Here is a 26,924-nt window from a genome sequence, read left to right as displayed (position 1 = left end):
GGCCGTGCTCTCCACGTCCGAGTCCAGGAAGGGACCATCGTGACCGAATCCTCTGCGCCCAGCCCGGGGCGCGACGCGTCGGAGGGCGACAACCCGCTGCGCGACCCCCGCGACCGCCGCCTGCCGCTGGTTGCCGGACCCAGCTCGATGGTGATGTTCGGCGTCACCGGCGACCTGGCCCGCAAGAAGCTGCTGCCGGCCATCTACGACCTCACCCACCGAGGGCTGCTGCCGCCGAGCTTCGGCCTGGTCGGCTACGGCCGTCGGGACTGGTCCGACGAGGACTTCGCCGAGTACGTGCGGAAGAACGTCGAGGAGTTCTGCCGCACCGGCTTCTCCGAGAGCGTCTTCGAGCAGCTCCGCGGCGGTCTGCGCTTCGTCACCGGCACCTTCGACGACCCGGAGGCCTTCGAGCGCCTCACCGAGGTGGTCGGCGAGCTGGACCGCACCCGCGGCACCGGCGGCAACCACGCCTTCTACCTCTCGATCCCGCCGGACGCCTTCCCGCTGGTCTGCGAGCAGCTGGCGAACTCAGGCCTGAACACCCCGCGCGACGGCTCCTGGCGCCGCGTGGTCATCGAGAAGCCCTTCGGCCACGACCTGGAGTCGGCCAAGGAGCTCAACGACGTGGTGGAGAAGGTGTTCCGCCCCGAGGACGTCTTCCGCATCGACCACTACCTGGGCAAGGAGACGGTGCAGAACATCCTCGCGCTGCGCTTCGCCAACCAGCTGTACGAGCCGATCTGGAACGCCAACTACGTCGACCACGTGCAGATCACGATGGCCGAGGACATCGGCATCGGCTCCCGCGCCGGCTACTACGACGGCATCGGCACCGCGCGCGACGTGATCCAGAACCACCTGCTGCAGCTGATGGCGCTGACCGCGATGGAGGAGCCGGTCTCCTTCCGCGCCTCCGACCTGCGCGCCGAGAAGGAGAAGGTGCTGGCGGCGATCGAGCTGCCCGAGGACCTCTCCCTGCACACCGCGCGCGGCCAGTACGTCGGCGGCTGGCAGGGCGGCGAGGAGGTGCGCCCCTACCTCGAGGAGGACGGCATCCCCGCCGATTCCACCACCGAGACCTTCGCCGCGATGCGCCTGGACGTGGCCAACCGCCGCTGGGCCGGGGTGCCCTTCTATCTGCGGGCCGGTAAGCGCCTGGGCCGCCGCGTCACCGAGATCGCGGTGGTCTTCAAGCGGGCGCCGTTCCTGCCGTTCCGCTCCACGGACACGGCGGACCTGGGCCAGAACGCCATCGTGATCCGGGTGCAGCCCGACGAGGGCGTCACCATCCGCTTCGGCTCCAAGGTGCCCGGCACCCAGATGGAGGTGCGGGACGTGACGATGGACTTCGCCTACGGCATGAACTTCACCGAGGAGTCCCCCGAGGCCTACGAGCGCCTGATCCTGGACATGCTGCTGGGCGACCCGCCGCTGTTCCCCCGCCAGAAGGAGGTCGAGCTCAGCTGGCAGGTGCTCGACCCGATCACCGCCTACTGGGCCGAGAACCTGGACCCGGCCCCCTACCGTCCGGGCACCTGGGGCCCGGACACCGCCCACGAGATGCTCGCCCGCGACGGACGTACCTGGAGGCGACCGTGATCACCACCCTGACCGACACCACCGCCTCGGCGCTGGCCAAGAAGATGAACGAGATGCGGGAGACCTTCGGGGCGACCACGCTCGGCAGGGTCCTGACCCTCATCATCGTGGCCACCGGGGACGACATCGACGAGCCGCTGAAGGCCGCCGTGCAGGCCAGCCACGAGCACCCCGCCCGGGTGATCGTGGTGGACGCCGAGCCCGACGCCGAGGAGTCCGGCCTGGACGGGGAGATCCGGGTGGGCCGCGACGCGGGCGCCGGCGAGATCATCATCCTGCGGGCCCGCGGCGAGTCGATGTCCGCCCTGGACACCCTCGTGATGCCGATGCTGCTGCCCGATGCCCCGATCGTCACCTGGTGGCCGGAGCACGCCCCCTCCTCCCCCGCGCACGACGTGCTGGGGACGATGGCGCAGCGCCGCATCACCGACGCGGCCGCCTGCTCCGAGCCGCTGGCGACGCTGAAGCGGCTGCGCCGCGGCTACGTCTCCGGCGACTCGGATCTGGCCTGGTCGCGGCTGACCAACTGGCGCGGCCTGGTGGCGAGCCTCTACGAGATCCCGCCGGTCGCGACCCCCACCTCCGTCGAGGTGATGGGCGCCGAGGGCGACCCCTCCGTGGTGCTGATGGCCGCCTGGCTGCAGTCCGCGCTGGGCTCCGAGGTCTCCATCGAGGCCCCCACCGGGGACGAGGCGGGCCGCCCCGGCCTGCTCGGGGTGCGCCTGCACCGCCCTGACGGCGTGATCGGCCTGCACCGCAACGGCGAGGACACCGTCGAGCTGACCCTGCCCGGGGACGACTCGGGCCAGCACGTCACCATGCCGCAGCGCTCCCTGTACGAGCTGCTGGCGGAGGAGCTGCGCCGTCTGGATCCCGACCAGGTGTACAGCGAGGTCCTCACCCACGCCTTCAGCGGCATCGACGACGCCGCCACCTACGCCACCGGCAAGCCCGAGCCCACCGACGTGGTGGGCGCGGACGCGCAGGCCGTCGCGGCCACCGCCGCGGCGGATGCCGCCCGGGAGCTGGCCGCGGCGCTCGAGGAGCGTCCCGCCGCGCACCTGGTGGTCACCGGCGGCAGCGTCGGCACGGCCGCCGCGGCGGCCCTGCCCGCGGCGCTGGCGGAGGCCGGGGTGGACGTGTCCCGCCTGCACCTGTGGTGGGGCGACGAGCGCTTCGTCGGCGCCGACGACGCCGACCGCAACGAGGTGCAGGTGCGCAAGTCCCTGGTGGAGCCGCTCACCGCGGCCGGGCTGCCCGCCCGCAACCTGCACGTGATGCCCTCCACCGCGGACGGCATGTCGCTCGCGGACGCCGCCGCCTGGTACGGCCAGCAGCTCGACGCGGCCGGGGGCGACGCCCCCTTCCGCACCCGCGGCGAGGCCTTCTTCGACGTGCTGTGGCTGGGCATGGGCCCGGACGGGCACGTGGCCTCCCTGTTCCCAGAGCACCCGGCGCAGCGCACCTTCGGCGTCAGCGCCGTGGCCGTCGAGGACTCGCCGAAGCCGCCGCCGGAGCGGATCTCCCTGACCTGGCCGGTGCTGAACTCGGCCCGGCACGTGGGGCTGCTGGTGGCGGGCGCCGAGAAGGCCGAGGCCGCCGCCAACGGGCACCGGGAGATCGATCCCTGGTCGGTGCCGGCCTCCTCCGTGCGCGGCCTGGAGTCCACCACCTGGTACCTGGACGAGGCGGCCGCTCAGCAGTCCTGAGCACCACGGGCCGCCTCGGGATCCTCTCCCGGGGCGGCCCGCCCCCCGCCGTCCCGTGCCGCCCCGGGCGAGGATGCACGAAGGGCCGGACACCTCACGGTGTCCGGCCCTTCTGCTGTGCCGTGCCGGCTGTGCGCCGTGCCGCACGTGCCCAGCGGCGGCGCTCAGCGGCTCACAGGAAGCGTTCGAGGACGCCCAGTCCCACGCAGCTGGCGCCCCAGATCAGCGCCATGGTGACGGTGAGGCGGTTGAGGTTCCGCTCGGCGACGCCGGAGGCGCTCGCGGAGGAGGAGACGCCGCCGCCGAACATGTCCGAGAGGCCGCCGCCGCGCCCCTTGTGCAGCAGGACGAGCAGCACCAGCAGCAGGCTCGTCACGGCGAGCACCACCTGCAGGATGATCTTCAGCAGGGCGAGGTCCACGTCTGCGGTCACCTTCCACCAGGGGTCACGATTCTGAATCAGGATTCGGGGTCCGACGGCGCGTCGGACGCGCGCCTCAGGATACGGGACGGGCCGGGCCCCGTGGGGACCCGGCCCGTGCCCGGGGCACCGCCTGTGTCGGCTGTCTCAGCCGAGGCGCCGGCGGTGCCGGGGATCGATCAGGCGGCCCGGTAGCCGACGATCTTGGCGAACTCCTCGGCCTTCAGCGAGGCGCCGCCCACGAGGGCGCCGTCCACGTCGGGGCGCTCCATCAGCTCGGCCACGTTGGAGGACTTCACGGAGCCGCCGTAGAGCACGCGGACCGCGTCGGCGGCCTGGTCGCCGTGGGCGGTGCGCACCCAGTCGCGGACCGCGGCGCAGACCTCCTGCGCGTCGTCCGGGGTGGCGACCTCACCGGTGCCGATGGCCCACACGGGCTCGTAGGCGATCACGAGGCCGCCCACCTGCTCGGCGGTGAGGCCCTCCAGGCCGCCCTCGACCTGCGCGAGGGTGTACTCGACCTGCTTGCCGGCCTTGCGCTCGTCCAGGCCCTCGCCCACGCAGAGGATGGGGGTGAGACCGGCGGCCAGGGCGGCGTTCACCTTGGCGTTGGTGACCTGCTCGGTCTCGCCGTGGTACTCGCGACGCTCCGAGTGGCCGACGGCCACGTAGGTGCAGCCCAGCGCGGTGAGCATCGGGCCGGAGACCTCGCCGGTGTAGGCGCCGGACTCGTGGGCCGAGAGGTCCTGGCCACCGTAGGCGATCGGCAGCTTGCCGGCGTCGACGGCGGTCTGCACGGTGCGGATGTTCACGAACGGCGGCAGCACGGCCGCCTCGACGCCGCCGAGGTCCTTGCCCTTCAGCTGCCCGCCGAGGTCCTCGACCAGGGCCAGGCTCTGCTTCCAGTCGAGATTCATCTTCCAGTTGCCCGCCATCAGGGGGGTACGGTCGCTCACTTGGTGCCTTCCTCGAGGATTGCGATGCCCGGCAGCTCCTTGCCCTCGATCAGCTCGAGGCTCGCACCGCCGCCGGTGGAGATGTGCGAGAACGCGTCCTCGTCGAAACCGAGAGCGCGCACGGCCGCGGCGGAGTCCCCGCCGCCGACCACGGTGTAGCCCTTCGCGTCCGCGAGGGATTCGGCCACCGCGAGGGTGCCCTTGGCGAAGGCCTCGAACTCGAAGACGCCCATGGGGCCGTTCCAGAACACGGTGGCCGCATCGGCGATCTTCTCACCGAACAGCTTCGCGGTCTCCGGACCGATGTCCAGGCCCTCCTGGTCCGCGGGGATGCCGTCGGCGGGCACGATGGTGGCCGGGGCGTCGGGCGCGAAGTCGGGCGCGACGACCGTGTCCACGGGCAGCACCAGCTCCACGCCGTTCTTCTCGGCCCGGTCGAGGTACTCGGCGACGACGTCGACCTTCTCCTCGTCCAGCAGGGACTTGCCGACCTCGAGGCCGCGCGCCTTCTGGAAGGTGTAGGCCATGCCGCCGCCGATGAGGATGCGGTCGGCCTTGCCCAGCAGGTTGTCGATCACGGCGAGCTTGTCGGCGACCTTCGCGCCGCCGAGGACCACCACGAAGGGCCGCTCGGGACTCTCGGTGACCTTGCGCAGGGACTCGACCTCGCGGCGCACCAGCTCCCCGGCCGCGGAGGGCAGCAGGGTGGCCAGCTCGTAGACGGAGGCCTGCTTGCGGTGCACGACACCGAAGCCGTCGGAGACGAAGGCGTCGCCGAAGCGGGCCAGGGCCTGCGCGAACACGAGCCGCTCGGCATCGGCCTTGGCGGTCTCCCCGGGGTTGAAGCGGAGGTTCTCGAGGATGGCGACCTGGCCTTCCTCGAGGTCGTTGACGACGTCCTGGGCGCTCTCGCCGACGGTGTCGGTGGCGAAGGCGACGTCCTGGCCGAGCAGCTCGGACAGGCGGCGCACCACGGGCTTGAGGGAGTACTTGTCCTCGGGGGCGCCCTTGGGGCGGCCGAGATGCGAGATGACCACGACCTTCGCGCCGGCCTCGGTGAGGCGGGTGAGGGTCGGCAGGGCCGCGCGGATGCGGCCGTCGTCGGTGATGGTGGAGCCGTCCAGCGGCACGTTGAGGTCGGCGCGGACGATCACGCGCTTGCCGCGCAGGTCGCCGAGGGACTCGATGGTCTTGAGCACGGGTGCTTCCTTCGATTCGGGGCTCATCGCCCGGGGATCGGGACGAATCGGGCCCGGGGACGGGCGGAGCCCGCCGGTCGCCGACCTGTGAGGGGGCGAGCGGCGGGCTCCGGGGTGGTCCGTGTCGTCAGGGTGACGACGGGCGGATCAGAGGGACTTGCCGACGAGCGCGGAGAGCTCGACGAGGCGGTTGGAGAAGCCCCACTCGTTGTCGTACCACGCGAAGATCTTGACCATGTTGCCGTTCACCTTGGTGAGCTGCGCGTCGAAGATCGAGGAGTGCGGGTCGCCCTGGATGTCCTTGGAGACGATCGGGTCCTCGGTGTAGCGCAGGATCCCCTTCAGCGGGCCCTCGGCGGCCTTCTTCACCGCGGCGTTGACCTCCTCCGCGGTGACCTCGCGGGAGGCCTCGAAGGTGAGGTCGGTGATGGAGCCGGTGGGGACCGGCACGCGCAGCGAGTAGCCGTCCAGCTTGCCCTTGAGCTCCGGCAGCACCAGGGCGACGGCCTTGGCGGCGCCGGTGGTGGTGGGGACGATGTTCAGCGCGGCGGCGCGGGCACGACGGGGGTCCTTGTGGGGGCCGTCCTGCAGCACCTGGTCCGAGGTGTAGGCGTGGATGGTGGTCATCAGGCCCTTGACGATGCCGAACTCGTCGTTCAGCACCTTCGCGACCGGCGCCAGGGAGTTCGTGGTGCAGGAGGCGTTGGAGATGATGTTGTGGGCGGAGGGGTCGTAGTCGCCCTCGTTCACACCGATGACGAAGGTCGCGTCCTCGTTCTTCGCCGGGGCGGAGATGATGACCTTCTTGGCGCCGGCCTCGAGGTGGGCCTTGGCCTTCTCGGCGTCGGTGAAGATGCCGGTGGACTCGATGACGACGTCCGCGCCGATCTCGCCCCAGGGCAGCTTGGCCGGGTCGCGCTCGGCGAAGGCCTTGAAGGTGTTGTCGCCGATGGTGATCGACTCGTCGTCGTGGGAGACGTCGTCGGGAAGCACGCCACCGATGGAGTCGTACTTGATGAGGTTCGCGAGGGTCGCGTTGTCGGTGAGGTCGTTGACGCCGACGATCTCGATGTCAGCACCCTGCTCGAGGGCGGCGCGCACGAAGTTGCGCCCGATACGACCGAATCCGTTGATTCCGACCTTAGTGGTCACGGTTCCTCCTTGTTCCGCAGCTGATCTGCGAAGTATGGACAGGTGGCGCGCACGCCGTCGTACGCTCGGAGGACGCCGGTCGGAACCGACGACCATGTGGATACTATCAATGACCGCCGTCGGGCGACGGGGGCAATTGGTCCTCGTCCACTCCGTGGTCAGTGCCCGGGATGCCGAGATCGCTCGCCTGCTTGTCGGCCATGGCCAGCAGGCGGCGGATCCGCCCCGCCACCGCGTCCTTGGTCATCGGCGGATCGGCCAGCCGGCCCAGCTCCTCGAGGCTCGCCTGGCGGTGCTCCAGCCGCAGGGTCCCGGCGGTGCGCAGGTGCTCGGGGACCTCGTCGCCGAGGATCTCCAGGGCCCGCTCCACCCGCTGCCCGGCCGCGACGGCCGCGCGGGCCGAGCGCCGCAGGTTGGCGTCGTCGAAGTTCGCCAGCCGGTGCGCGGTGGCCTTGACCTCGCGGCGGGTGCGGCGCTCCTCCCAGGTCATCACGGCCTGATGGGCGCCCATGCGGGTGAGCAGCGCGGAGATCGCGTCGCCGTCGCGCAGCACCACCCGGTCGGCGCCGCGGGCCTCGCGGGCCTTGGAGGCGACGCCGAGGCGGCGGGCCGCGCCGACCATCGCGAGCGCCACCTCGGGGCCGGGGCAGGACAGCTCGAGCGCCGCGGAGCGGCCGGGCTCGGTGAGGGAGCCGCGGGCCAGGAAGGCGCCGCGCCAGGCGGCCTCGGCGTCCACGGCGGCGCCGCCGACCACGGCCGGGGGCATGCCGCGCACGGGCCGGCCGCGGGCGTCCAGCAGGCCGGTCTGGCGGGCCAGCATCCCGCCCTCGCGCTCGACGCGCACCAGGTAGTGGGTGGAGCGGCGGATCCCGGAGGGGGCGAGCACGGCCAGCTCGGCGCGGTGGCCGTACATCTCGGCGATGATCGCGTGCAGACGGCGGGCCACGGCGGCGGAGTCCAGCTCGGCCTCGACCACCACCTTCCCGGCGACCAGGTGCAGGCCCCCGGCGAAGCGGAGGATCGCGGAGGCCTCGGCCTTGCGGGCGGAGGGCCGGGTGATCTCCAGGTGGCTGAGCTCCTCCTTGGCGTCAGCGGTCAGCGCCATCGGGGTCCTCCTCGGTCTCGGGCGTCCCTGCCGCGGCGGGGGTAATGCGGGTGGTGGGCGCCGTGGGGGTGCCGCGCCCGGGCAGGACGTCCCCGAGGACGTCCGCGAACAGGTCGCGGTAGGCGGCGGCGAGGCGCACCGGGTCGTGGTTGGGGGTGCCGTCGCCGGTGGAGACCTGGCGCAGCAGGGCGCGGATCCCGCGGGCCTGGGCGGCCTCGGACAGGGCGAGGGCGTCGTCGAGCACGGTGGGGTCGGCGACCAGCGCGTCGAACCGGATGCCGGGGGCGTGGTCCACGAGCACGTCGAGCATGTCCAGGCTGCTCATGCCCTCGGACTCCTGCTGGCCCACGGAGAGGTTGGTGGTCACGCACAGCCGGGCGGGCCCCCCGCGCAGGGCGTCGGCGATCTCGGGGATCATCAGGTGCGGCAGCACGGAGGTGTACCAGGAGCCGGGGCCGACGATCACCCAGTCGGCGCGGCCGATCGCCTCGATCACCTCGGGGGCGACCCGGGGGTGGGGCGGGTCCAGCCGCAGCTGCTCCACCCGGCCCTCGGCGGTGGCGACCTGCCACTGGCCGCGCACGGTGCGCAGGCCCTCGGAGGCGGTGCGCACGTCGGCCTCGATGTCCAGCGGCTCCAGGGCCATCGGCAGCACGCGGCCGCGGGCGCCGAGCAGCTCCCCCATCTGGTCCAGGCCCTCGATGGGGTCCTCGAGGATCTGCCACAGGGCGACGATCAGCAGGTTGCCGAGGGCGTGGCCGTCCAGCTGGCCGGAGGTGTCGAAGCGGTGCTGGATCACCTCGCCCCAGATGGAGCCCCACTCGGAGTCCTCGCAGAGGGCGGCCAGCGCCATCCGCAGGTCTCCGGGCGGGAGCACGGGCATCTCGGTGCGGATGCGGCCGGAGGAGCCGCCGTTGTCGGCGACGGTGACCACGGCGGTGATCTCGTCGGCCAGCAGGCGCAGGGCGCGCAGGTTCGCGGCGAGACCGTGGCCGCCGCCGAGGGCGACCACGCGCAGCGGGGCGGGACCGGCATCGCGGGCCCGGCGGCGGCCGGGGCGGGGATGCGGGGTGCGGGAGCGGTCGGCGAGGCTCATTCGCGCCCCAGGTCCCGGTGGCGGATCCGTACGGCGTGTCCGGCGTGCCGGAGCTGCTCGGCGATCTTCTCGGTCACGGCCACGGAGCGGTGCTTGCCGCCGGTGCAGCCGATCGCGAGGGTCGTGAAGTGCTTGTTCTCGGAGCTGTAGCCGCGCAGCACGGGGGTGATCATCTCCAGGTACTTCTCGACGAACTCGGCGCCGTTGTGGTCGCTGAGCACGAACTCGGCGACCTCGGGGTCGGTGCCGCGCTTGGGCTTGAGCTCGGGGATCCAGTACGGGTTGGGGATGAAGCGCACGTCGCTGACGTGGTCCGCCTCCAGCGGGATCCCGTACTTGAAGCCGAAGGACAGCAGGGTGACGGTCAGGCGCTGCTCGGCCGTGGAGCCGAAGGTCTGGCGCATCGTCATCATCAGCTGGTGGACGTTCAGCGGGGAGGTGTCGATGACCAGGTCGGCGCTGCGCCGGTAGGGGGCGAGCATCTCCCGCTCCCGGCGGATGCCCTCGAGCACGCCCTCCTCCCCCTGCAGCGGGTGGGGGCGGCGCACGGAGTCGAAGCGCCGCACCAGGGTGGACTCGTCGGCGGTGAGGAACAGCAGCCGCAGGCGCAGGTCGGCCTTGCGCAGCTCGGCGACCACGTCGGCCAGCTCGGAGAAGAAGGGGCCGGACCGCGGGTCGACGACCACGGCGAAGCGGGTGACGCGGCCCTCGGCGGAGGCCTGCAGCTCGTACAGGGTGGGGATGAGCTGCGGGGCGATGTTGTAGACGACGTACCAGCCCATGTCCTCGAGGGCATGGGCGGCGGTCTCGCGGCCGGCCCCGGCGAGGCCGGTGATGATGACGACCTCCCCGCGGACGTCGCCCTCGCTGTCCAGCGGGTCGAGGGTCTGCTCAGTGCTCACCGTTGCGGTCCTTCCGGGTCGTGCGCGGGGTGGGGGGGATCGAGGATCTCACCGGTGGCCATGTCCACGGCCAGGTCCGCGGTGTCGCTCTCCCCCGCGGTCCGATCCTCCGGCTGATCGTCCGCGCCCCGCTCGGATCGTAGCGCGGCGGTGATCTGCTCCGCGAGCGCGGGGCCGATCCCGTCCACCTCCTGGAGCCGCTCGGGCTCGGCCTCGCGGATCGCGGAGACGGTCACGAAGCGGTCCAGCAGGGCCCGGCGGCGGGCGGGGCCGAGGCCGGGGATGCCGTCCAGCGCGCTGGCCTGCATGGCGCGGCCGCGCTTGGAGCGGTGATAGGTGATCGCGAAGCGGTGGGCCTCGTCGCGCAGGCGCTGCACCAGGAAGAGGGCCTCGCTGGTGCGGGGCAGGATCACCGGGTACTCGTCGCCGGGCAGCCAGATCTCCTCGAGCCGCTTGGCGATGCCGGCCAGGGCGATGTCGGTGACGCCGAGGTCGTCGAAGGCCTGCTGGGCGGCGGCGACCTGCGGGGGCCCGCCGTCGACCAGGATCAGCGAGGGCGGGTAGGCGAAGCGCCGCGCCTCCTCCTCGGTCTGCGGGGGCGGTTCGAGGTGGTGGCGCAGGCGACGGGAGATCACGTCGTACATGGAGGCGGTGTCGTCGCGGGCGGCGGCCCCGGAGACCGAGTAGCGGCGGTACTCGCTCTTCTTGGGCAGGCCGTCCTCGAAGACCACCTGGGAGCCGACGACGTTCGTGCCCTGCGAGTGGGAGATGTCGAAGCACTCGATGCGCAGCGGCGGCTCGGGGAGGTCGAGGGCCTCGCCGAGGTCCTCGAGCGCCTTGGTGCGGGCGGTGAGGTCGCCGGTGCGGCGCAGCCGATGCAGCCGCAGCGCCTCCTCGGCGTTGGTGGTGACGGTGCCCAGCAGGTCCTTCTTCTCGCCGCGCTGGGGGACGCGCACCTCCACGGGGTGGTCGATGAGCTCCTTGAGCAGGTCCCGGTTGGTGGGCTGGACGGGCACCAGCACCTCCCGGGGCGCGGCACCCTCGGCGTAGAGGGTGGTCATGGCGCGCTCGACGAGGGCCGCCGTGTCGGACTCGTCGAGGATCTCGGCGGTCCAGCCGCGCTGTCCGCGGATGCGGCCGCCGCGCACGTGGAAGACCTGGACGGAGGCCTCCAGCTCGTCCTGGGCGATGCCGATGAGGTCCGCGTCGGTGGCGTCGGAGAGCACGACGGAGTTCTTGGACATCACGGCGTCCAGGGCCTGCAGGTCGTCGCGCAGGCTCGCCGCGGTCTCGTAGTCCATCGCGGCGGCGGCCTCCCGCATCCGCTGCTCGATCCGGCGGGTGTAGGTGCCGGTGTTGCCGGCCATGAAGTCCGCGAACTGCTCGGCCAGGCGCCGGTGGTCCTCGACGGAGATCTCCCCCGTGCAGGGCGCGGAGCACTTGCCGATGAAGCCCAGCAGGCAGGGGCGCCCCGAGCGCTCGGCGCGGCGGTACACCCCGGCGCTGCAGGAGCGCACCGGGAACACCCGCAGCATCAGGTCCATCGTCTCCCGGATCGCGCCGACCTGCGGGTAGGGGCCGAAGGTGCGGTCGCCCTTGGCGCGGGGGCGGCGGGTGATCTGCACCCGCGGCACCTTCTCCCCCATCGTCAGCACCAGGTACGGGTAGGACTTGTCGTCGCGGAACTTGACGTTGAACCGCGGGTCGTACTCCTTGATCCAGGTGTACTCGAGGGTGAGGGCCTCCACCTCGGTGCCGACCACGGTCCACTCGACCCGGTTCGCGGTGGTGACCATGCGCCGGGTGCGCTCGTGCAGCACCGAGAGGTCCTGGAAGTAGTTCGAGAGCCGCTGGCGCAGGTTCTTGGCCTTGCCGACGTAGATGACGCGCTCGTCGGCGTCCCGGAAGCGGTAGACGCCCGGGGAGGTGGGAACGGTGCCGGCCGCGGGCCGGTAGGTGGAGGGATCCGCCATGCCGCGCCCGGGTCAGCGGGCGGCCGCGGTGCGGGTGCCGCCGCGGCCCCCCTCCAGCATCGGGGCCAGGAAGCGCCCGGTGTAGGAGCCCTCGACGCGGGCCACCTGCTCGGGGGTGCCGGTGGCGACGATGCGGCCGCCGCCGGAGCCGCCCTCGGGGCCGAGGTCGATGAGGTGGTCCGCGGACTTGATGACGTCGAGGTTGTGCTCGATGACGATCACCGTGTTGCCCTTGTCGACCAGCCCGTTCAGCACCTCCAGCAGCTTGCGGACGTCCTCGAAGTGCAGGCCCGTGGTGGGCTCGTCGAGCACGTAGATGGTGCGGCCGTTGGAGCGCTTGTGCAGCTCCGAGGCGAGCTTGACGCGCTGCGCCTCCCCGCCGGAGAGGGTGGTGGCGCTCTGGCCCAGGCGCACGTAGCCCAGGCCCACGTCGACCAGGGTCTGCATCTGGCGGCGGATCGCGGGGACCGCGTCGAAGAACTCGAGGGCCTCGGCGATGGACATCTCCAGCACCTCGGCGACGTTCTTGTCCTTGAAGTGCACCTCGAGTGTCTCGCGGTTGTAGCGCTTGCCCTTGCAGACCTCGCACTGCACGTACACGTCGGGCAGGAAGTTCATCTCGATCTTCAGGGTGCCGTCGCCGGAGCAGGCCTCGCAGCGTCCGCCCTTGACGTTGAAGGAGAAGCGTCCGGCGGTGTAGCCGCGCACCTTCGCCTCGGTGGTCTGGGCGAACAGGGTGCGCACCCGGTCCCAGACCCCGGTGTAGGTGGCCGGGTTCGAGCGCGGGGTGCGGCCGATCGGCGACTGGTCGACGTGGACCACCTTGTCGAGGTGCTCGAGGCCGGTCACCCGCTTGTGCTTGCCCGGCACGATGCGGGCGCGGTTCAGCTCCTTGGCGAGCACCGAGTAGAGGATGTCGTTGACCAGGGTGGACTTGCCGGAGCCGGAGACGCCGGTGACGGCGGTCAGCACCCCGAGCGGGAAGGAGACGTCCTGCCCGGTGAGGTTGTTGGCGGCGGGCCCGACGACCTTGAGGGACTTGTTCTTGCTGATGGCGCGGCGGGTGATCGGCAGCGGGATCTCCAGCTCGCCGGAGAGGTAGCGGCCCGTCAGGGACTCGGAGTTCTCGCGCAGGGCCTCGACGGTGCCGGAGTGGACGACGTGGCCGCCGTGCTCGCCGGCCAGCGGGCCGATGTCCACCACCCAGTCTGCGGCGTTGAGGGTGTCCTCGTCGTGCTCGACCACGATCAGGGTGTTGCCGAGGTCCCGCAGCCGGGTGAGGGTGGCGATGAGGCGCTCGTTGTCGCGCTGGTGCAGGCCGATGGAGGGCTCGTCCAGCACGTACAGCACGCCCACCAGGCCGGAGCCGATCTGGGTGGCCAGGCGGATGCGCTGGGCCTCGCCGCCGGAGAGGGTGCCGGCGGCGCGGGCGAGGGTGAGGTAGTCCAGGCCCACGTCCAGCAGGAAGCCCAGCCGCGAGCGGACCTCGCGCAGCACCTCGTCGGCGATCGCGGCCTGCCGCTCCCCCAGCCGCAGCTCGGTGGCGTAGTCCAGGGCATCGCGGATCGACATGTCGCAGACCTCGGCGATGGACCTCCCGCCGACGGTCACGGCCAGCACCTCGGGGCGCAGCCGGGCTCCACGGCAGGCGGGGCAGGCCACCTCGCGCATGAACTGCTCGTAGCGGTCCTTGGCCCAGTCGGACTCGGTGTCCGAGTGGCGCCGCTCGAGGAAGTGCATGACGCCCTCGAAGCCGGTGGAATAGGTGCGCTCGCGGCCGAAGCGGTTGCGGTAGCGCACATGGACCTGGTGGTCCTTGCCGTGCAGCAGGGCGTCGCGCGCCCGCTCGGGCAACGCCCGCCACGGGGTGTCCAGGGAGAAGCTGAGCTCCTCGGCGAGAGCCTGCATCATCTCCTGGTGGTGGTCGCTGGAGCCCATCGACCAGGGGGCGATGGCGCCCTCCGCGAGGGTGAGGTCCTCGTCGGGGACGACCAGCTCGGGGTCCACCTCCAGGCGGGAGCCGAGGCCGGTGCACTCGGGGCAGGCGCCGTAGGGGGCGTTGAAGGAGAAGGTGCGCGGCTCGATGTCGTCGATCGCGATGGGATGGCCGTTGGGGCAGGCCCGCTTCTCGGAGAAGCGGCGGGAGCGCTCGGGGTCGTCCTCGGGGCGGTCGACGTGGTCCACCACCAGGATCCCCTCGGCCAGCCGCAGGGCTGTCTCGACCGAGTCGGTGAGGCGGCGGCGGGCGTCGGGCTTCGCGGCGAGGCGGTCCACCACCACCTCGATGGTGTGCTTGAACTTCTTGTCGAGGCTGATCTCCTCGTCCAGGCGGCGCACCTGGCCGTCGATGCGGGCGCGGGCGTATCCCTGGGAGCGCAGGGAGCTCAGCAGGTCGGCGTGCTCGCCCTTGCGGCCCTGCACGATCGGGGCCATCAGCTGGAAGCGGGTGCCCTGGTCCAGCTCGAGCAGGGTGTCCACGATCTGCTCGGCCGAGGAGGAGGAGACCTCCTCGCCGCAGACCGGGCAGTGCTGCACGCCGGTGCGGGAGAACAGCAGACGGAGGTAGTCGTAGACCTCCGTGATGGTGCCCACCGTGGAGCGCGGGTTCCGGTTGGTGGACTTCTGGTCGATCGAGACGGCCGGGGAGAGGCCCTCGATGAGGTCGACCGAGGGCTTGTCCATCTGCCCGAGGAACTGGCGCGCATAGGCCGAGAGGGACTCGACGTAGCGCCGCTGGCCCTCGGCGAAGATGGTGTCGAAGGCCAGCGAGCTCTTTCCCGAGCCCGAGAGCCCCGAGAAAACGACCAGCGTGTTCCGGGGGATCTCGATGTCGATGTTCTTGAGGTTGTGCTCCCGCGCACCGCGGACCGTCAGCGTATTCGTCACACCGTCATCCTACGGACGGGCCCCGACGAACGACCGCGCCCAGGGTGCTGCGAGATACTTCCGACATGCAGAACGACACGCATCCGACCCCTCCGCCCGAGCCCGCGCCGTACCCCGCCGACGGCCACGTCGAACCGGGCGGTCCGAGCGCGGTGCGACGCCTGCCGGGGCTCGTGCTGCGCAAGGCCTCGGTGGGACCGATGGACAACAACACCTACCTGCTGCGCTGCCCCGCCACCGGGGAGCGGCTGCTGGTGGACGCCGCCGCGGAGCCGCAGCGGCTGCGGGCCCTGCTGGCCGAGGACGCCGCCGAGGCGGTCGCGGAGGGCGAGCCCACACCGCGCCTGACGGGGATCCTCACCACCCACGCGCACCACGACCACGTCGGCGCCCTCGCCGAGCTGGCCGCCGCGACCGGCGCCCCGGTGCTCGCCGGGCAGGACGACGCCGCCGACCTGCCCGTGCCCGTGCAGCGGCCGCTGCGGGACGGCGAGACCATCTCCCTGGGCGCGACGCGGCTCGAGGTGATCGGCCTGCGCGGACACACCCCCGGCTCGGTGGCGGTGCTGTGGCGAGGCGGGGAGGCCGGCGACCATCTGCTCACCGGGGACTCCCTGTTCCCCGGCGGCGTCGGGAACACCGGGGTCGACCCGGAGCGCTTCGCGCAGCTGCTGGGGGACGTGACCGCGCGGATCTTCGACCGGCTGGGCGACGGCACCAGGGTGTACCCCGGCCACGGCGACGACACCACGCTCGGCGCCGAGCGGCCGTCCCTGCCCGCGTGGCGCGAGCGGGGCTGGTGACCGCTGCCCGCCCCGACCGCTGCCTTGTGGGACGCGCCCCCGACGGCGGATGGGCGCTGGTCGATCTCGACGCGGCGGGGAGCCGGCTCGGCGAGAGCGCCTGCACCACGGCGGAGCTGCCCGCGGTGATGGCGCGGCGGGAGGCGGAGGACGGTCCGCGCTGGGTGCTGTCGGACACGCGCACGGTGTACCCGCGTCTGCTCGCCGCCGGGGTGCGCCTGGCCCGGGCGCACGACCTGCGCCTGGTCCACACCATCCTGCGCGGCTCCACGGTGGTGACCGACCCCGCCGCGCTGCGGGCGGCGCAGCTCTGGGAGGTCCTCCCGGTCGCGATCCCGGAGCACTCCGCCACCCCCGCCGCCGGGGCGACGCTGTTCGAGCTGGAGCCCGGCGGGCGCGCCGGCGCCGCCGTGCCCGAGGAGACCGGCGAGATGCTCGCCGAGACCGCCCGCCAGCAGCGGGCCATCGAGACCTCGGCCGAGCCCTCACGGCTGCGGATGCTCACGGCCGCCGAGTCCGCCGGGGCGCTGGTGGCCTGCGAGCTGCAGGCCGCCGGAATCCCCTGGGACGTGGCCGAGCACGACCGCATCCTCGCCGCGGATCTGGGGCCGCGCCCCCGACCGGGCCAGGTGCCGGCCGCGATGGCCGAGGTGGGCGCCGAGGTGCGCGCGGCGCTCGGCGAACCGCTGCTGTCCCTGGACTCCCCGCCGCGGCTGCTGCGCGGGCTGCGCCGGGCCGGGATCGACGTGGCCTCGACCTCCCGCTGGGAGCTGGAGGGGATCGAGCACCCCGCGATCGCCCCGCTGCTGCGCTACAAGAAGCTGTCCCGGCTGCTCACCGCGAACGGCTGGACCTGGATGGAGGAATGGGTCCACGACGGCCGCTACCGGCCCGTGTACGTGCCCGCCGGGGTGGTCACGGGGCGCTGGGCCTCCAGCGGCGGCGGGGCGCTGCAGATCCCCCGCCAGCTCCGCCCGGCCCTGCGCGCGGACGCGGGGTGGCGCCTGGTCGGGGCGGACGTCTCCCAGCTGGAGCCGCGGGTGCTGGCCGCCATGTCCGGGGACCGGGCGATGGCCGAGGCCGGGGCCGGCCGCGACCTCTACGCCGGGATCGTGGACGCCGGCATCGTCGCCACCCGTCAGGAGGCGAAGATCGCCGTGCTGGGGGCGCTGTACGGCGGCACCACCGGGGACAGCGGCCGCCTGGTGCCCCGCCTGCGCAGCACCTTCCCGGCCGCGATGTCCCTGGTGGACGAGGCCGCCGCCACCGGGGAGCGCGGCGGCACCGTGACCACCTGGCTGGGCCGTTCCTCCCCGGCCCCCGAGGAGGCCTGGCGGCGCGCCCAGGCCGCCGCGAACAGCGTCGACGCGGCGCCCGGGGAGCAGGAGCGCTCCCGCCGGGAAGCCCGCGACCGGGGCCGCTTCACCCGCAACTTCGTCGTGCAGGGCACCGCCGCCGAGTGGGCGCTGGCGTGGATCGCAGGGATCCGTCGCCGGCTGGCCGCGCTGCCCGAGGTGCCCGCCGCCGAGTCCGCCGTGCCCTCGGGGCCGGTGTTCGCGCGCCGCGCGCACCTGGCGTTCTTCCTGCACGACGAGGTGATCGTGCACGCTCCCGCCGCACAGGCCGAGCAGGCGGCCGCCGCGATCCGGGAGGCCGCCGCCGAGGCGGGGCGCCTGCTGTTCCCCCGCTCCCCCGTCGACTTCCCGCTGGACCTGCAGATCACCGAGCGCGCCGCCTCGAAGTAGTCGCCCCGGGGCCCCGTGTCTCGCGGCCCCGTCCGGGGGTGGTGCGCGCCCGCGCCCCGGGGCAGGCTGGCCCGATGAGCACCGCGACCGAGGGGCCCCGGGAGGGGCCGCCGCCGACCCGACGCTGATGGACCCGGCGATCGCGCGGGACTGGACCCTGTGGTCGCCCCTGGTGGGCCGCACGTCGATGACCCCCATCGAGTCGGCCGTCGCGGCCGTGCCCGAGCTGACCTCCGCGATCCTCGCCACCGCCGACGGCCTGCGGATCTGCTCCCGGGGCCTGGAGGACGAGGCGCAGGTGCTGGATCCGGAGCGCGGCGGCGGGCTGTCGAGGATGTTCGGCCCCGTGGTGTCCCACACCGTCGGGGACGCCCACACCGTGGTGCACAGCCTGGTGGTGCCGCCCTTCGGTCAGCTGCTGCTGGGGGTGTCCGCCCGCGAGGTGCAGCTCGGCACGCTGATGGTGACCGCACGACAGGCGGCCCGCGAGGTGGCCTACGCCCTCGGGGAGTCCACAACCGGACTGTGATCAGGCGGCGGTGCGGCCGTCGTCGCTCGCCGCCGGGACGACGGTGATGCCGGCCTCGGCCCGGGTCCTGCGCACCGCGGACGCGGTGGACTCGTCCTCGAGGGCGAGGGTGAGGGCCATCGCCAGGCCGCACCCGAGGCCGATCACGAGCCGGGGGCCGGGACCCGCCGGGCGCGCAGCCTCCGGTCCAGCCAGCCGTCCAGCCGGTACCCGGCCAGTCCCGCGCCGATCATCCCGGCGCCGGCCGCGAGGGCGAGACCCGCGCGGAGCCCGGCCGGCAGCAGGATCTCCTGGTGCTGGTCCTGGTCCTGGTCCTGGTCCTGGGTCGGGGCGTCGCGTGCGTCGGCCTCGCGCGCCCCCTGGCCGACAGTGTCGCCGTCGAGCAGGGTGTCGACGCGGACTGAGCGGGAGGCCGCGGCGACGGTCCCCGCGGTGAGGCCTGCGGGCAGGACCACCAGGGCGGCCCGGAGCGCCCACGGCAGGCGCACCGGTGGGATCGTCGAGATCGCCCCGCCCACCGCGCCGCCGATCAGGGCATCGCGGAGCCGTGATCGCGGAGATTCACCCATCAGCCCCATCGGAACCGTGCTCATGAGGACCGCTGCACCCGCCGGAGTTCCTTCTTCAGCTCCGAGACCTCGTCGCGCAGCCGGGCTGCGACCTCGAACTGCAGGGACTCGGCCGCCTGGTGCATCTGCGCGGTCATCTCGTCGATCATGCCGGTGAGGGAACCGACCGGGTCGTCCCCGAGGTCGACGGTGCGCCCGGAGACCGCGTCCACGGCCTGCGAGCGGGCGCGGTCCCGGGCGACGCGCTCCTTGCCGGAGCGGTAGTCGGTGGACATCAGGGTGTCGGTGTCGATGTCCTCGCGGGCCAGCATGTCGGTGACGTCGGCGATGCGCTTGCGCAGCGGAGCCGGGTCGATGCCGCGCTCCTCGTTGTAGGCGATCTGCTTGGCGCGGCGGCGGTTGGTCTCGTCGATCGCCTGCTGCATGGAGTCGGTGACCCGGTCGGCGTACATGTGGACCTGGCCGGAGACGTTGCGGGCGGCACGGCCGATGGTCTGGATCAGGGAGGTGCGCGAGCGCAGGAAGCCCTCCTTGTCGGCGTCGAGGATCGCCACCAGGGAGACCTCGGGCAGGTCCAGGCCCTCGCGCAGCAGGTTGATGCCCACCAGCACGTCGAACTCGCCTTGGCGCAGGGAGCGCAGCAGCTCCACCCGGCGCAGGGTGTCGACGTCGGAGTGGAGGTACTGCACCTTGATGCCGTTCTCCAGCAGGTAATCGGTGAGGTCCTCCGCCATCCGCTTGGTGAGCGTGGTGACCAGCACCCGCTCGTCCGCCTCGACGCGCTGGTGGATCTGCTCGAGCAGGTCGTCGATCTGGCCCTTCACGGGCTTCACGATCACCTCGGGGTCCACGAGGCCGGTGGGGCGGATGATCTGCTCCACGACGCCGTCGGAGCGGTCCAGTTCGTACTGCGCCGGGGTCGCGGAGAGGTAGACGGTCTGCCCGGTGCGCTCGGTGAACTCGCCGAAGGTCAACGGACGGTTGTCCAGGGCGCTGGGCAGGCGGAACCCGAAGTCGACCAGGGTGCGCTTGCGGGAGCGGTCCCCCTCGTACATCGCGCCGATCTGGGGGACGGTCACGTGGGACTCGTCGATGACCAGCAGGAAGTCCTCGGGGAAGTAGTCCAGCAGGGTGTTGGGCGCGGTGCCGGGACCGCGGCCGTCCAGGTGCCGCGAGTAGTTCTCCACGCCGTTGGTGGAGCCGGTCTGGCGCAGCATCTCCAGGTCGTGCGAGGTGCGCATGCGCAGGCGCTGCGCCTCCAGCAGCTTGTCCTGGCCCTCCAGCTCCTCCAGGCGCTCCTCCAGCTCGGTCTCGATGGTGCCGATGGCACGGGAGAGCCGTTCGGGCCCGGCGACGTAGTGGGAGGCCGGGAAGATGTGGATCTGGTCCTCCTCCCGGATCACCTCGCCCGTCATCGGGTGCAGCGTGTAGAGGGCGTCGATCTCGTCGCCGAAGAACTCGATGCGCAGGGCGAGCTCCTCGTACATGGGGATGATCTCGACGGTGTCGCCGCGCACCCGGAAGGTGCCGCGCATGAACTCGACGTCGTTGCGGTCATACTGCATGTCCACGAAACGCCGCAGCAGCTCGTCGCGGTCCACCTGGTCCCCGCGGCTCATCCGCACCATGCGGTCCACGTACTCCTGCGGGGTGCCCAGACCGTAGATGCAGGACACGGAGGAGACCACGACGACGTCGCGGCGGGTCAGCAGCGAGTTGGTGGCGCTGTGGCGCAGCCGCTCCACCTCCGCGTTGATCGAGGAGTCCTTCTCGATGTAGGTGTCCGACTGCGGGACGTACGCCTCCGGCTGGTAGTAGTCGTAGTAGGAGACGAAGTACTCGACCGCGTTGTGCGGCAGCAGCTCGCGGAACTCGCTGGCCAGCTGCGCGGCGAGGGTCTTGTTGTGCGCCATCACCAGGGTGGGGCGCTGCAGCTTCTCGATCAGCCAGGCGGTGGTGGCGGACTTGCCGGTGCCGGTGGCGCCGAGCAGCACGACGTCCTGCTCGCCCGCCTCGATGCGGGCCGTGAGGTCCGCGATGGCGGCGGGCTGGTCGCCGGAGGGCTGGTACTCGGAGACCACCTCCAGGGCGTGTTCGGCGCGGACGAGATCGGTGACGGGGCGCATGCTCCCAGCCTACGGGCGGGCCCCGACGAACGAGCACCCGCGGCCTGCGCCGGCGGCGAAACCCCGACGGGCGACGGGGCGACGGCGGGTCGGGACGAGGGGCTGCCGGGAACCGGTCAGAGGGCGCGCAGCACCTCGAGGGCGCGCCGGGAGCGCGCGGCGAGGGTCTCCCGGTCCGCGGTGTTCAGGATCAGCCGGTCGGCCCGCCGGATCCGCTCCAGGTCGCTCACCTGCGCGGCCATCACGGACTCGACATAGGCGCGGTCCCGCCCGCGGTCGCGGACCACCCGGTCGATGCGGTCGTCCCGACGCGCCAGCACGACCGCCACCCCGGCGTACCGTCCGTCCCGGTCGTGGCCCTTCTCCAGCAACAGGGGGCTGTCGTGGACCACCAGCTCCTCCCCGGCCGCCCGGGCCTCGGCCTCCTCGGCGGCGACGGCGTCGTCCACCCGGCCCAGCACGATCGCCTCCAGCTCCGCACGGGCGGCGTCGTCGGCGAAGACGAGCGCGGCGAGGCGGGCGCGGTCGATGGTGCCGGAGGCCGCGCGGTACTCCTCGCCGAAGCGGGCCACGGCCTCCTCCAGCCCCGGGCCGGGAGTGTCGAGCACCGCTCGCGAGTGGGCGTCCAGGTCGATCACCCGCACCCCGGCCTCCCGCCACAGCGCGGCGACGGTGGACTTCCCGGAGCCGATGCCGCCGGTCAGGCCGAGCCGAGGCGGGAGGGGTGCAGAGCTCATGCCACGATCGTACGGACCATCGCGGGTCGGGGCCGTCACACCGGGTTGGGGCGCTGGTCACGGCCCGATACGGTGCTGGCGTGGCTCCCCTCGACCTGCTCGTGAACAACGAGCTCCTGCGCGTGCTCGATCTGCTGGGCGTGTTCATCATGGGCGTCGCCGCGGGGGCGCTGGCCTCCCGGCTGAACTTCGACGCGGTGGGCTTCGCCTTCATCGGCATCGTCTCCGGGCTGGGCGGCGGCATCGTCCGCGACCTGATCCTGGACTACGGCACCCCCGCCGCCTTCTCGGGTCCCACCTACCTGGCCTGCGCCCTCGGCGGCGCGGCCTTCTCCTTCCTGATCTCGACGGACGGCACCTGGTGGCGGCGCCTGGTGAGCGTGCTGGACATCGCCGCGATGGCGCTGTGGGCCGCGACCGGCACCGCGAAGTCGCTCGGCTACGGGCTGGACGCGATGCCGGCGATCCTGCTGGGGGTGACCAGCGCCGTCGGCGGCGGCGTGATCCGCGACGTGATGGTCGGCCGGATCCCCGCGATCTTCGGCGGCGGCCCGCTGTACGCCACCGGCGCGCTGCTCACGGCGATCCTCACCTGGGGCGTGGTCGCGCTCGGCCTCGCCTCCCCCTGGGTGCTGCTGGCCGTGGCCTGCGGGGCGACGCTGGCGGGCCTGGCGGCATGGCGCCGCTGGACGCTGCCCGCGCACCAGGAGTGGCAGGTGACCATGTCCGCCTCGCAGATGAAGGCGCTGGTGCGCCGCACCCGCCGGGCGGAGCGGCGCCGGGTGGCGCTGGAGACCGGGGCGATCCCGGTGCTGGACGAGTCCGGGGACCTGCTGGCCGAGGACGTCATCGAGGACGAGGACGCGGCCGCCTACCAGCGCCGCACCTTCGGCCACCTCTCCCCCGCCTCCCCCTCCGAGGCCGGCGAGGTGCTCGAGGACGGCGAGGCGCGCGCGGACGACCCGGGGATCGAGGACGAGGGCCCGGAGGCTCAGTCCCGCCAGTAGAAGTGGTGGGTGACGCCGCTGGGGCTCGGCACCGACTCGTGGTGGAAGGCGCCCTCGAGGTCCTTCGGGGAGCGCCACAGCCGCAGCCCGTGGCCGGCCTCGAAGGGCGCGACCGCCAGGTGCAGGTCGTCCACCAGGTCCGCGGCCAGGAAGTCCAGCAGGATGCGGACGCCGCCGCCCAGGCGCACGTCCTGCCCGTCGGCCAGTTCGGTCGCGACCGCGAGGGCCTCGGCGGGCGGGGCGTCCAGGAAGTGGAAGGTGGTCTCCCCGAGGGTGAGCTCGGGCCGCGGGTGGTGGGTGAGCACGACGACGGGGGTGCGGAACGGCGGCTCCTCACCCCACCAGCCGACCCAGTCGTGATCGGTCCAGGGACCGCGCTGGGGGCCGAACTTGTTCCGCCCCATGATCTCGGCGCCGATGCCGCGGGAGAAGTCCGCGACGATCCGGTCGTCGAGCCCGCGGGTGCCGCCCCCGTCCTCCCGCCCGGGGAAGGAGGCGGTGGCGAAGGCCCAGGCGTGCAGGCGACCCACGTCGATCGATCCCATCGGCTGCTCGAGGCTCTGGTCCTCGGCGGCGCCGATGCCGTCACGGGTGACGGAGAAGTTCTGGACGCGAAGTCTCGGGCTCATGGCGCGAGCGTAGACCCGGGTGCTTCCGGCCCGCGAGAGGTCGTCCGCGGAGCGTGCCCCGACGCTCAGGGGGCGAGCAGGTCCATCGTCCGGGACAGCACGTCGGCGGGGATCTGTCCGGGCGCGGAGGCCTCGCCGACGGTGCCGAAGGTCGCGGCGGAGCCGAACACCTCGCCGGCCACCCGGGTGACGGTCCCGAGGCGGCCCATGCTCATCGTGATCACGGGGCCCTCGGGGACGACGGCGACGGTGGCCGCGAGCAGCGCGATCACGTCGGCCGGGGACTGCGGCATCACGGCGATCTTGGCGACGTCCAGGCCGCGCGCGTGCATGGCCCGCAGGCGTCGCTCGATCTCGGCCTGCGGAGGCGTGGCCGCGAAATCGTGGTTCGATCCCACCACCACCGTCCCGGCCTCGTGGGCGGCCGCCACCAGCTCCGCGACCACGGCCGGATCGCGGAAGGCCTCCACGTCCACCAGCTCCACCGCGGTCACGGGGATCAGGGACAGCAGCAGCTCGCGGTAGCCAGCGTCGGAGAGCTCGCGGTCCCCGCCCTCGGCAGCGGTGCGCAGGGTCAGCAGCAGCGGGGCCGCGGCGATCCCCGCGTCATCGAGCGCCGCGCGCAGTACGAGCAGGGCCTCGGCGACCGCCGCGCCCAGCTGCTCGACGGGCAGCTCGGGCCGAAAGCGGTCGATGCGCCACTCGACCAGGTCCACATCGTGCCCGGCGAGGGAGCCGGCAGCGCTCAGCAGGGCGGGCTCCTCGGCGGCGGTGAGCGGCACGATCACGGCCGGCCGGCCCTCCCCGAGGACCAGATCGCGGATCCGGACCGAGGTGGTCACCGGGGCTCCTCGTCGGCCGTGACGGCGGCGTAGGCGGCCAGCAGCAGCGAGGGGTCGGGGCCCTCGAGCCGGGAGGTGCGGCCGATGCGGTCCAGCACCACGAAGCGCAGCAGCCCGGCGCGGGTCTTCTTGTCGCGCTTCATGGCGTCCTCGAGCTTGGGCCACTGCCGGTCGCGGTAGGTGGTGGGCAGGCCCAGCGCGGTGAGGATCGCGCGGTGGCGGTCCACGTCCTCCTCCGGCAGCTTCCCGGCGAGGTGGGAGAGCTCGGCGGCGAACATCATGCCGACGGCGACGGCGGCGCCGTGGCGCCACTGGTAGCGCTCGTTGCGCTCGATCGCGTGGCCGAGGGTGTGGCCGTAGTTCAGGATCTCCCGCTCCCCCGCCTCGCGCAGGTCCGCGGAGACCACGCGGGCCTTGACACGGATGGCCCGCTCGACGATCTCGCGGAAGGCCTCGCTGGTCACGTCCAGGGCCGCGGCGGGGTCGGCCTCGACGACCTCGAGGATCCGGGTGTCCTCGATGAAGCCGGCCTTGACCACCTCGGCGAGGCCCGCGGCGACGTCATTCCGGCCGAGCCCGGCGAGCACGTCGAGGTCGGCGATCACGGCGATCGGCGGGTGGAAGGCCCCCACCAGGTTCTTGCCCTCGGAGGTGTTGATGCCGGTCTTCCCGCCGACGGCGGCGTCGACCATGGCGGCGACGGTGGTGGGGGCCTGCAGCACGTCGATGCCGCGCAGCCAGCTGGCGGCGACGAAGCCGGCCAGGTCGGTGGCGGCGCCGCCGCCCAGGCCGATCACCAGGTCGGTGCGGGAGATCTCGGCCTGGCCGCAGACGGCCCAGAGGAATCCGGCGACCTGCGCGGTCTTGGCCTCCTCGCCGTCGGGGACCTCCGCCAGGAAGGCCTCGCGGCCGGAGGCGACCAGGGACTCGCGCAGCTGGTCGGCGACGGTGCGCAGGCTCGGCTGGTGGATCACCACGATGCGGCGGGCACGCTCGGGCACCCACTGCGGGATCTCGGGCAGCAGGCCGCGGCCGACCACGACCTCGTAGCCGCCCGTCGGGGTGGTGACGGGGATGGTGGTGGTGCTCATGCGGTCTCCTGCTCGGTCGTCGGGGTCGGGGTGGTCGGGCCAGGGGCGGTGGGGTCCGGAGCGGGGTTCTGGAGGGTGCGGGCGATGCGGCGGGCGACGTGGCGGGGCGAGCCGACGGAGGAGTCGACGCTCCAGCGGGCGGCCTGCCGGTACAGCGGCATCCGGGCGGCGGCGATCTCCCGCCAGCGGGCCAGGGGGTCCGGGCCCTCCAGCAGCGGGCGCCCCCGGCCGCCGTGCAGGCGCCGGGCGACGGCGGTCTCGTCGACCTCGAGGAGCACGGTGGCGTGGCCGCGGACGGCCTCGCGGGAGGGGTCGTGCGTGAGGGCGCCGCCGCCGAGCGCCAGCACCCCGGGGAAGCCGACCAGTGCGTCCTGCAGGGCCTCGTGCTCGCGGGCGCGGAAGCCGTCCTCGCCCTCGGCGGCGAAGATATCGGGGATGCTGCGGCCGTCACGCTCGACGACCAGGGCGTCGAGGTCGGCGAAGGGCACACCCAGCAGGGCGGCGAGCTCGCGGCCGACGGTGGTCTTGCCCGAGCCCATCGGCCCGATCAGGACCACGACCGGAGCGGTCGCCGCGGTCACGGCGCGGGAACCCCCGCGGCCTCCTGCGCCGCGAGGCCGGCGGCCTGCAGCTCCTGGGTGCGGGCGAGGTGGGCGCGGATCTCCTCCACGCTGTCCCCGCCGGTCTTCTCGAGCAGGGCGTCGGCGAGGGCCAGGGCCACCATCGCCTCGGCGATCACGGCGGCGGGGGCGACGGCGCAGACGTCGGAGCGCTGGTGGTTGGCGGTGGCCTCACCGCCGGTGGCGACGTCGACGGTGCGCAGGGCCCGCGGCACGGTGGAGATGGGCTTGAGGGCACCGCGCACGCGGATCACCTGGCCGTTGCTCATGCCGCCCTCGAGGCCGCCGGCGCGGTTGGTGACGCGCGGGTACTCCCCCGCGGCCTCGCCGGGGAGGATCTCGTCGTGGGCGACGGAGCCGCGGCGGGCGGCGGTGGCGAAGCCGTCGCCGATCTCGACGCCCTTCATCGCCTGGATCGACATCATCGCCTGGGCGAGGCGGCCGTCGAGCTTGCGGTCCCACTGGGTGTGGGAGCCGAGCCCGACCGGCACCCCGTAGGCCAGCACCTCGACGACGCCGCCGAGGGTGTCGCCGTCCGCCTTGGCGGAGTCGACCTCGGCGACCATCGCGGCGGACGTCTCGGGGTGGAAGCAGCGCAGCGGGTCGGCGTCCAGGGCGTCGCCGTCGGAGGGGGTGGGCAGCGGGGCGTCCTCGGGGACCCGCACGGGGCCGACGGAGAGACTGTGGGACACCAGGCGGATTCCGGCGGCCTGCTCCAGCAGGGCGGCGGCGACGGCCCCGGCGACCACACGGGCGGCGGTCTCGCGGGCGCTGGCGCGCTCGAGGATGGGACGGGCGTCGCGGGCGCCGTACTTGAGCATCCCGGAGAGGTCGGCGTGGCCGGGCCGGGGCCGGGTGAGGGGCCGGTTGCGGGCGATCTCCCGCTCGTCGCCGGTGCCGGCGTCGATCAGCAGGTCCTCGCGCTCGACGGGGTCGGCGCTCATCACCTTCTCCCACTTGGGCCACTCGGAGTTGGCGACCTCGATCGCGAGCGGGGAGCCCATGGTGAGGCCGTGCCGGAGACCGCCGTGGACGGTCAGCGCGTCCTGCTCGAACTTCTGGCGGCTGCCGCGACCGTAGCCGAGGCGGCGCCGGGCCAGCACCGAGCGCAGGTCCTCGCTCGTCAGGGCGATCCCGGCGGGGACGCCGTCGAGCAGGGAGATCAGGGAGGGGCCGTGGGATTCCCCGGCCGTGAGCCAGCGCAGCATGGCCCGATTATCTCATG

General features: G+C 73.2%; 24 protein-coding genes. 6 read left to right on the top strand and 18 right to left on the bottom strand.

Annotation, left to right across the window (positions count from 1 at the left end; genetic code table 11):
- The first annotated feature begins 39 nt into the window (after nt 1–39).
- On the top strand, nt 40–1,602 hold the full coding sequence (zwf, locus tag OM98_RS10045; RefSeq protein WP_010534493.1) for a glucose-6-phosphate dehydrogenase: 1,563 nt from the start codon (nt 40–42) through the stop codon (nt 1,600–1,602).
- A complete protein-coding gene (gene pgl / locus OM98_RS10040; protein ID WP_010534492.1) occupies nt 1,599–3,311 on the top strand; it encodes a 6-phosphogluconolactonase in 1,713 nt (570 codons plus the stop codon). The genes zwf and pgl overlap by 4 nt, the downstream gene beginning before the upstream one ends.
- A 172-nt stretch (nt 3,312–3,483) precedes the next feature.
- Here pgl and secG read toward each other — a convergent pair whose 3' ends face one another.
- The 9 genes from secG to uvrA all read right to left on the bottom strand — a co-directional run bounded on the left by secG (nt 3,484) and on the right by uvrA (nt 15,001).
- Nucleotides 3,484–3,732 (bottom strand): preprotein translocase subunit SecG, encoded by a 249-nt coding sequence (gene secG, locus OM98_RS10035; protein ID WP_010534491.1) that lies wholly within the window; start codon nt 3,730–3,732, stop codon nt 3,484–3,486.
- Nucleotides 3,733–3,911: 179 nt separating this feature from the next.
- Nucleotides 3,912–4,688 (bottom strand): triose-phosphate isomerase, encoded by a 777-nt coding sequence (gene tpiA / locus OM98_RS10030; protein ID WP_010534490.1) that lies wholly within the window; start codon nt 4,686–4,688, stop codon nt 3,912–3,914.
- Nucleotides 4,685–5,887 (bottom strand): phosphoglycerate kinase, encoded by a 1,203-nt coding sequence (locus OM98_RS10025; protein WP_010534489.1) that lies wholly within the window; start codon nt 5,885–5,887, stop codon nt 4,685–4,687. The genes tpiA and OM98_RS10025 overlap by 4 nt, the downstream gene beginning before the upstream one ends.
- A 147-nt stretch (nt 5,888–6,034) precedes the next feature.
- Nucleotides 6,035–7,039: a type I glyceraldehyde-3-phosphate dehydrogenase gene (gene gap / locus OM98_RS10020; protein ID WP_010534488.1), complete on the bottom strand. Its 1,005-nt coding sequence runs from the start codon at nt 7,037–7,039 to the stop codon at nt 6,035–6,037.
- A gap of 106 nt (nt 7,040–7,145) precedes the next feature.
- Complete coding sequence (gene whiA, locus OM98_RS10015; protein ID WP_029362869.1) at nt 7,146–8,144, bottom strand: DNA-binding protein WhiA; 999 nt, start codon at nt 8,142–8,144, stop codon at nt 7,146–7,148.
- Nucleotides 8,128–9,240, bottom strand: a complete 1,113-nt coding sequence (locus tag OM98_RS10010; protein WP_010534486.1) for a gluconeogenesis factor YvcK family protein — start codon at nt 9,238–9,240, stop codon at nt 8,128–8,130. The genes whiA and OM98_RS10010 overlap by 17 nt, the downstream gene beginning before the upstream one ends.
- The gene (gene rapZ / locus OM98_RS10005) at nt 9,237–10,142 is read right to left on the bottom strand and encodes an RNase adapter RapZ (protein WP_010534485.1); all 906 of its coding nucleotides are present in this window, start codon (nt 10,140–10,142) and stop codon (nt 9,237–9,239) included. The genes OM98_RS10010 and rapZ overlap by 4 nt, the downstream gene beginning before the upstream one ends.
- Nucleotides 10,139–12,115, bottom strand: a complete 1,977-nt coding sequence (gene uvrC / locus OM98_RS10000; RefSeq protein ID WP_010534484.1) for an excinuclease ABC subunit UvrC — start codon at nt 12,113–12,115, stop codon at nt 10,139–10,141. Before uvrC ends, rapZ begins: the two co-directional genes overlap by 4 nt.
- Nucleotides 12,116–12,127: 12 nt before the next feature.
- Entirely contained in the window at nt 12,128–15,001 is a 2,874-nt protein-coding gene (uvrA, locus tag OM98_RS09995; RefSeq protein WP_010534483.1) for an excinuclease ABC subunit UvrA, read from the bottom strand.
- A 65-nt stretch (nt 15,002–15,066) separates the two neighbouring features.
- Here uvrA and OM98_RS09990 point away from each other — a divergent pair, with 65 nt between their 5' ends.
- The 3 genes from OM98_RS09990 to OM98_RS09980 all read left to right on the top strand — a co-directional run bounded on the left by OM98_RS09990 (nt 15,067) and on the right by OM98_RS09980 (nt 18,078).
- Nucleotides 15,067–15,804: an MBL fold metallo-hydrolase gene (locus OM98_RS09990; protein ID WP_010534482.1), complete on the top strand. Its 738-nt coding sequence runs from the start codon at nt 15,067–15,069 to the stop codon at nt 15,802–15,804.
- Nucleotides 15,801–17,549: a bifunctional 3'-5' exonuclease/DNA polymerase gene (locus OM98_RS09985; protein WP_010534481.1), complete on the top strand. Its 1,749-nt coding sequence runs from the start codon at nt 15,801–15,803 to the stop codon at nt 17,547–17,549. The genes OM98_RS09990 and OM98_RS09985 overlap by 4 nt, the downstream gene beginning before the upstream one ends.
- Before the next feature lie 127 nt (nt 17,550–17,676).
- Complete coding sequence (locus OM98_RS09980) at nt 17,677–18,078, top strand: roadblock/LC7 domain-containing protein (protein ID WP_010534480.1); 402 nt, start codon at nt 17,677–17,679, stop codon at nt 18,076–18,078.
- Here the strand turns inward: OM98_RS09980 and OM98_RS15900 are convergent, their stop codons facing one another.
- The 4 genes from OM98_RS15900 to coaE all read right to left on the bottom strand — a co-directional run bounded on the left by OM98_RS15900 (nt 18,079) and on the right by coaE (nt 21,510).
- Nucleotides 18,079–18,225, bottom strand: a complete 147-nt coding sequence (locus OM98_RS15900) for a hypothetical protein (protein ID WP_175285976.1) — start codon at nt 18,223–18,225, stop codon at nt 18,079–18,081.
- Entirely contained in the window at nt 18,222–18,647 is a 426-nt protein-coding gene (locus OM98_RS09975) for a hypothetical protein (RefSeq protein ID WP_139017686.1), read from the bottom strand. Before OM98_RS09975 ends, OM98_RS15900 begins: the two co-directional genes overlap by 4 nt.
- 20 nt (nt 18,648–18,667) lie before the next feature.
- Complete coding sequence (gene uvrB / locus OM98_RS09970) at nt 18,668–20,773, bottom strand: excinuclease ABC subunit UvrB (protein ID WP_010534478.1); 2,106 nt, start codon at nt 20,771–20,773, stop codon at nt 18,668–18,670.
- A gap of 116 nt (nt 20,774–20,889) precedes the next feature.
- Nucleotides 20,890–21,510, bottom strand: coding sequence for a dephospho-CoA kinase (gene coaE / locus OM98_RS09965; RefSeq protein ID WP_010534477.1), 621 nt, complete (start codon nt 21,508–21,510; stop codon nt 20,890–20,892).
- An 80-nt stretch (nt 21,511–21,590) separates the two neighbouring features.
- Here coaE and OM98_RS09960 point away from each other — a divergent pair, with 80 nt between their 5' ends.
- A complete protein-coding gene (locus tag OM98_RS09960) occupies nt 21,591–22,517 on the top strand; it encodes a trimeric intracellular cation channel family protein (RefSeq protein ID WP_010534476.1) in 927 nt (308 codons plus the stop codon).
- Here OM98_RS09960 and OM98_RS09955 read toward each other — a convergent pair.
- The 5 genes from OM98_RS09955 to aroC all read right to left on the bottom strand — a co-directional run bounded on the left by OM98_RS09955 (nt 22,502) and on the right by aroC (nt 26,907).
- On the bottom strand, nt 22,502–23,146 hold the full coding sequence (locus tag OM98_RS09955; protein ID WP_010534475.1) for a dihydrofolate reductase family protein: 645 nt from the start codon (nt 23,144–23,146) through the stop codon (nt 22,502–22,504). The two genes, OM98_RS09960 and OM98_RS09955, sit on opposite strands and share 16 nt — an antisense overlap.
- A gap of 65 nt (nt 23,147–23,211) precedes the next feature.
- Entirely contained in the window at nt 23,212–23,988 is a 777-nt protein-coding gene (aroD, locus tag OM98_RS09950) for a type I 3-dehydroquinate dehydratase (RefSeq protein ID WP_010534474.1), read from the bottom strand.
- Nucleotides 23,985–25,079 carry a 3-dehydroquinate synthase gene (aroB, locus tag OM98_RS09945; protein ID WP_010534473.1) on the bottom strand — a complete coding sequence of 365 codons (1,095 nt, stop codon included), beginning with the start codon at nt 25,077–25,079 and terminating at the stop codon, nt 23,985–23,987. The genes aroD and aroB overlap by 4 nt, the downstream gene beginning before the upstream one ends.
- Nucleotides 25,076–25,660, bottom strand: coding sequence for a shikimate kinase (locus OM98_RS09940; RefSeq protein ID WP_010534472.1), 585 nt, complete (start codon nt 25,658–25,660; stop codon nt 25,076–25,078). Before OM98_RS09940 ends, aroB begins: the two co-directional genes overlap by 4 nt.
- Nucleotides 25,657–26,907 (bottom strand): chorismate synthase, encoded by a 1,251-nt coding sequence (gene aroC, locus OM98_RS09935; protein WP_010534471.1) that lies wholly within the window; start codon nt 26,905–26,907, stop codon nt 25,657–25,659. The genes OM98_RS09940 and aroC overlap by 4 nt, the downstream gene beginning before the upstream one ends.
- Between the last annotated feature and the right edge of the window lie 17 nt (nt 26,908–26,924).

It is taken from the genome of Brachybacterium squillarum M-6-3 (assembly GCF_000225825.1).
In the GTDB taxonomy this organism is placed as follows: domain Bacteria; phylum Actinomycetota; class Actinomycetes; order Actinomycetales; family Dermabacteraceae; genus Brachybacterium; species Brachybacterium squillarum.
This window is presented reverse-complemented; position numbering and strand designations above follow the sequence as displayed.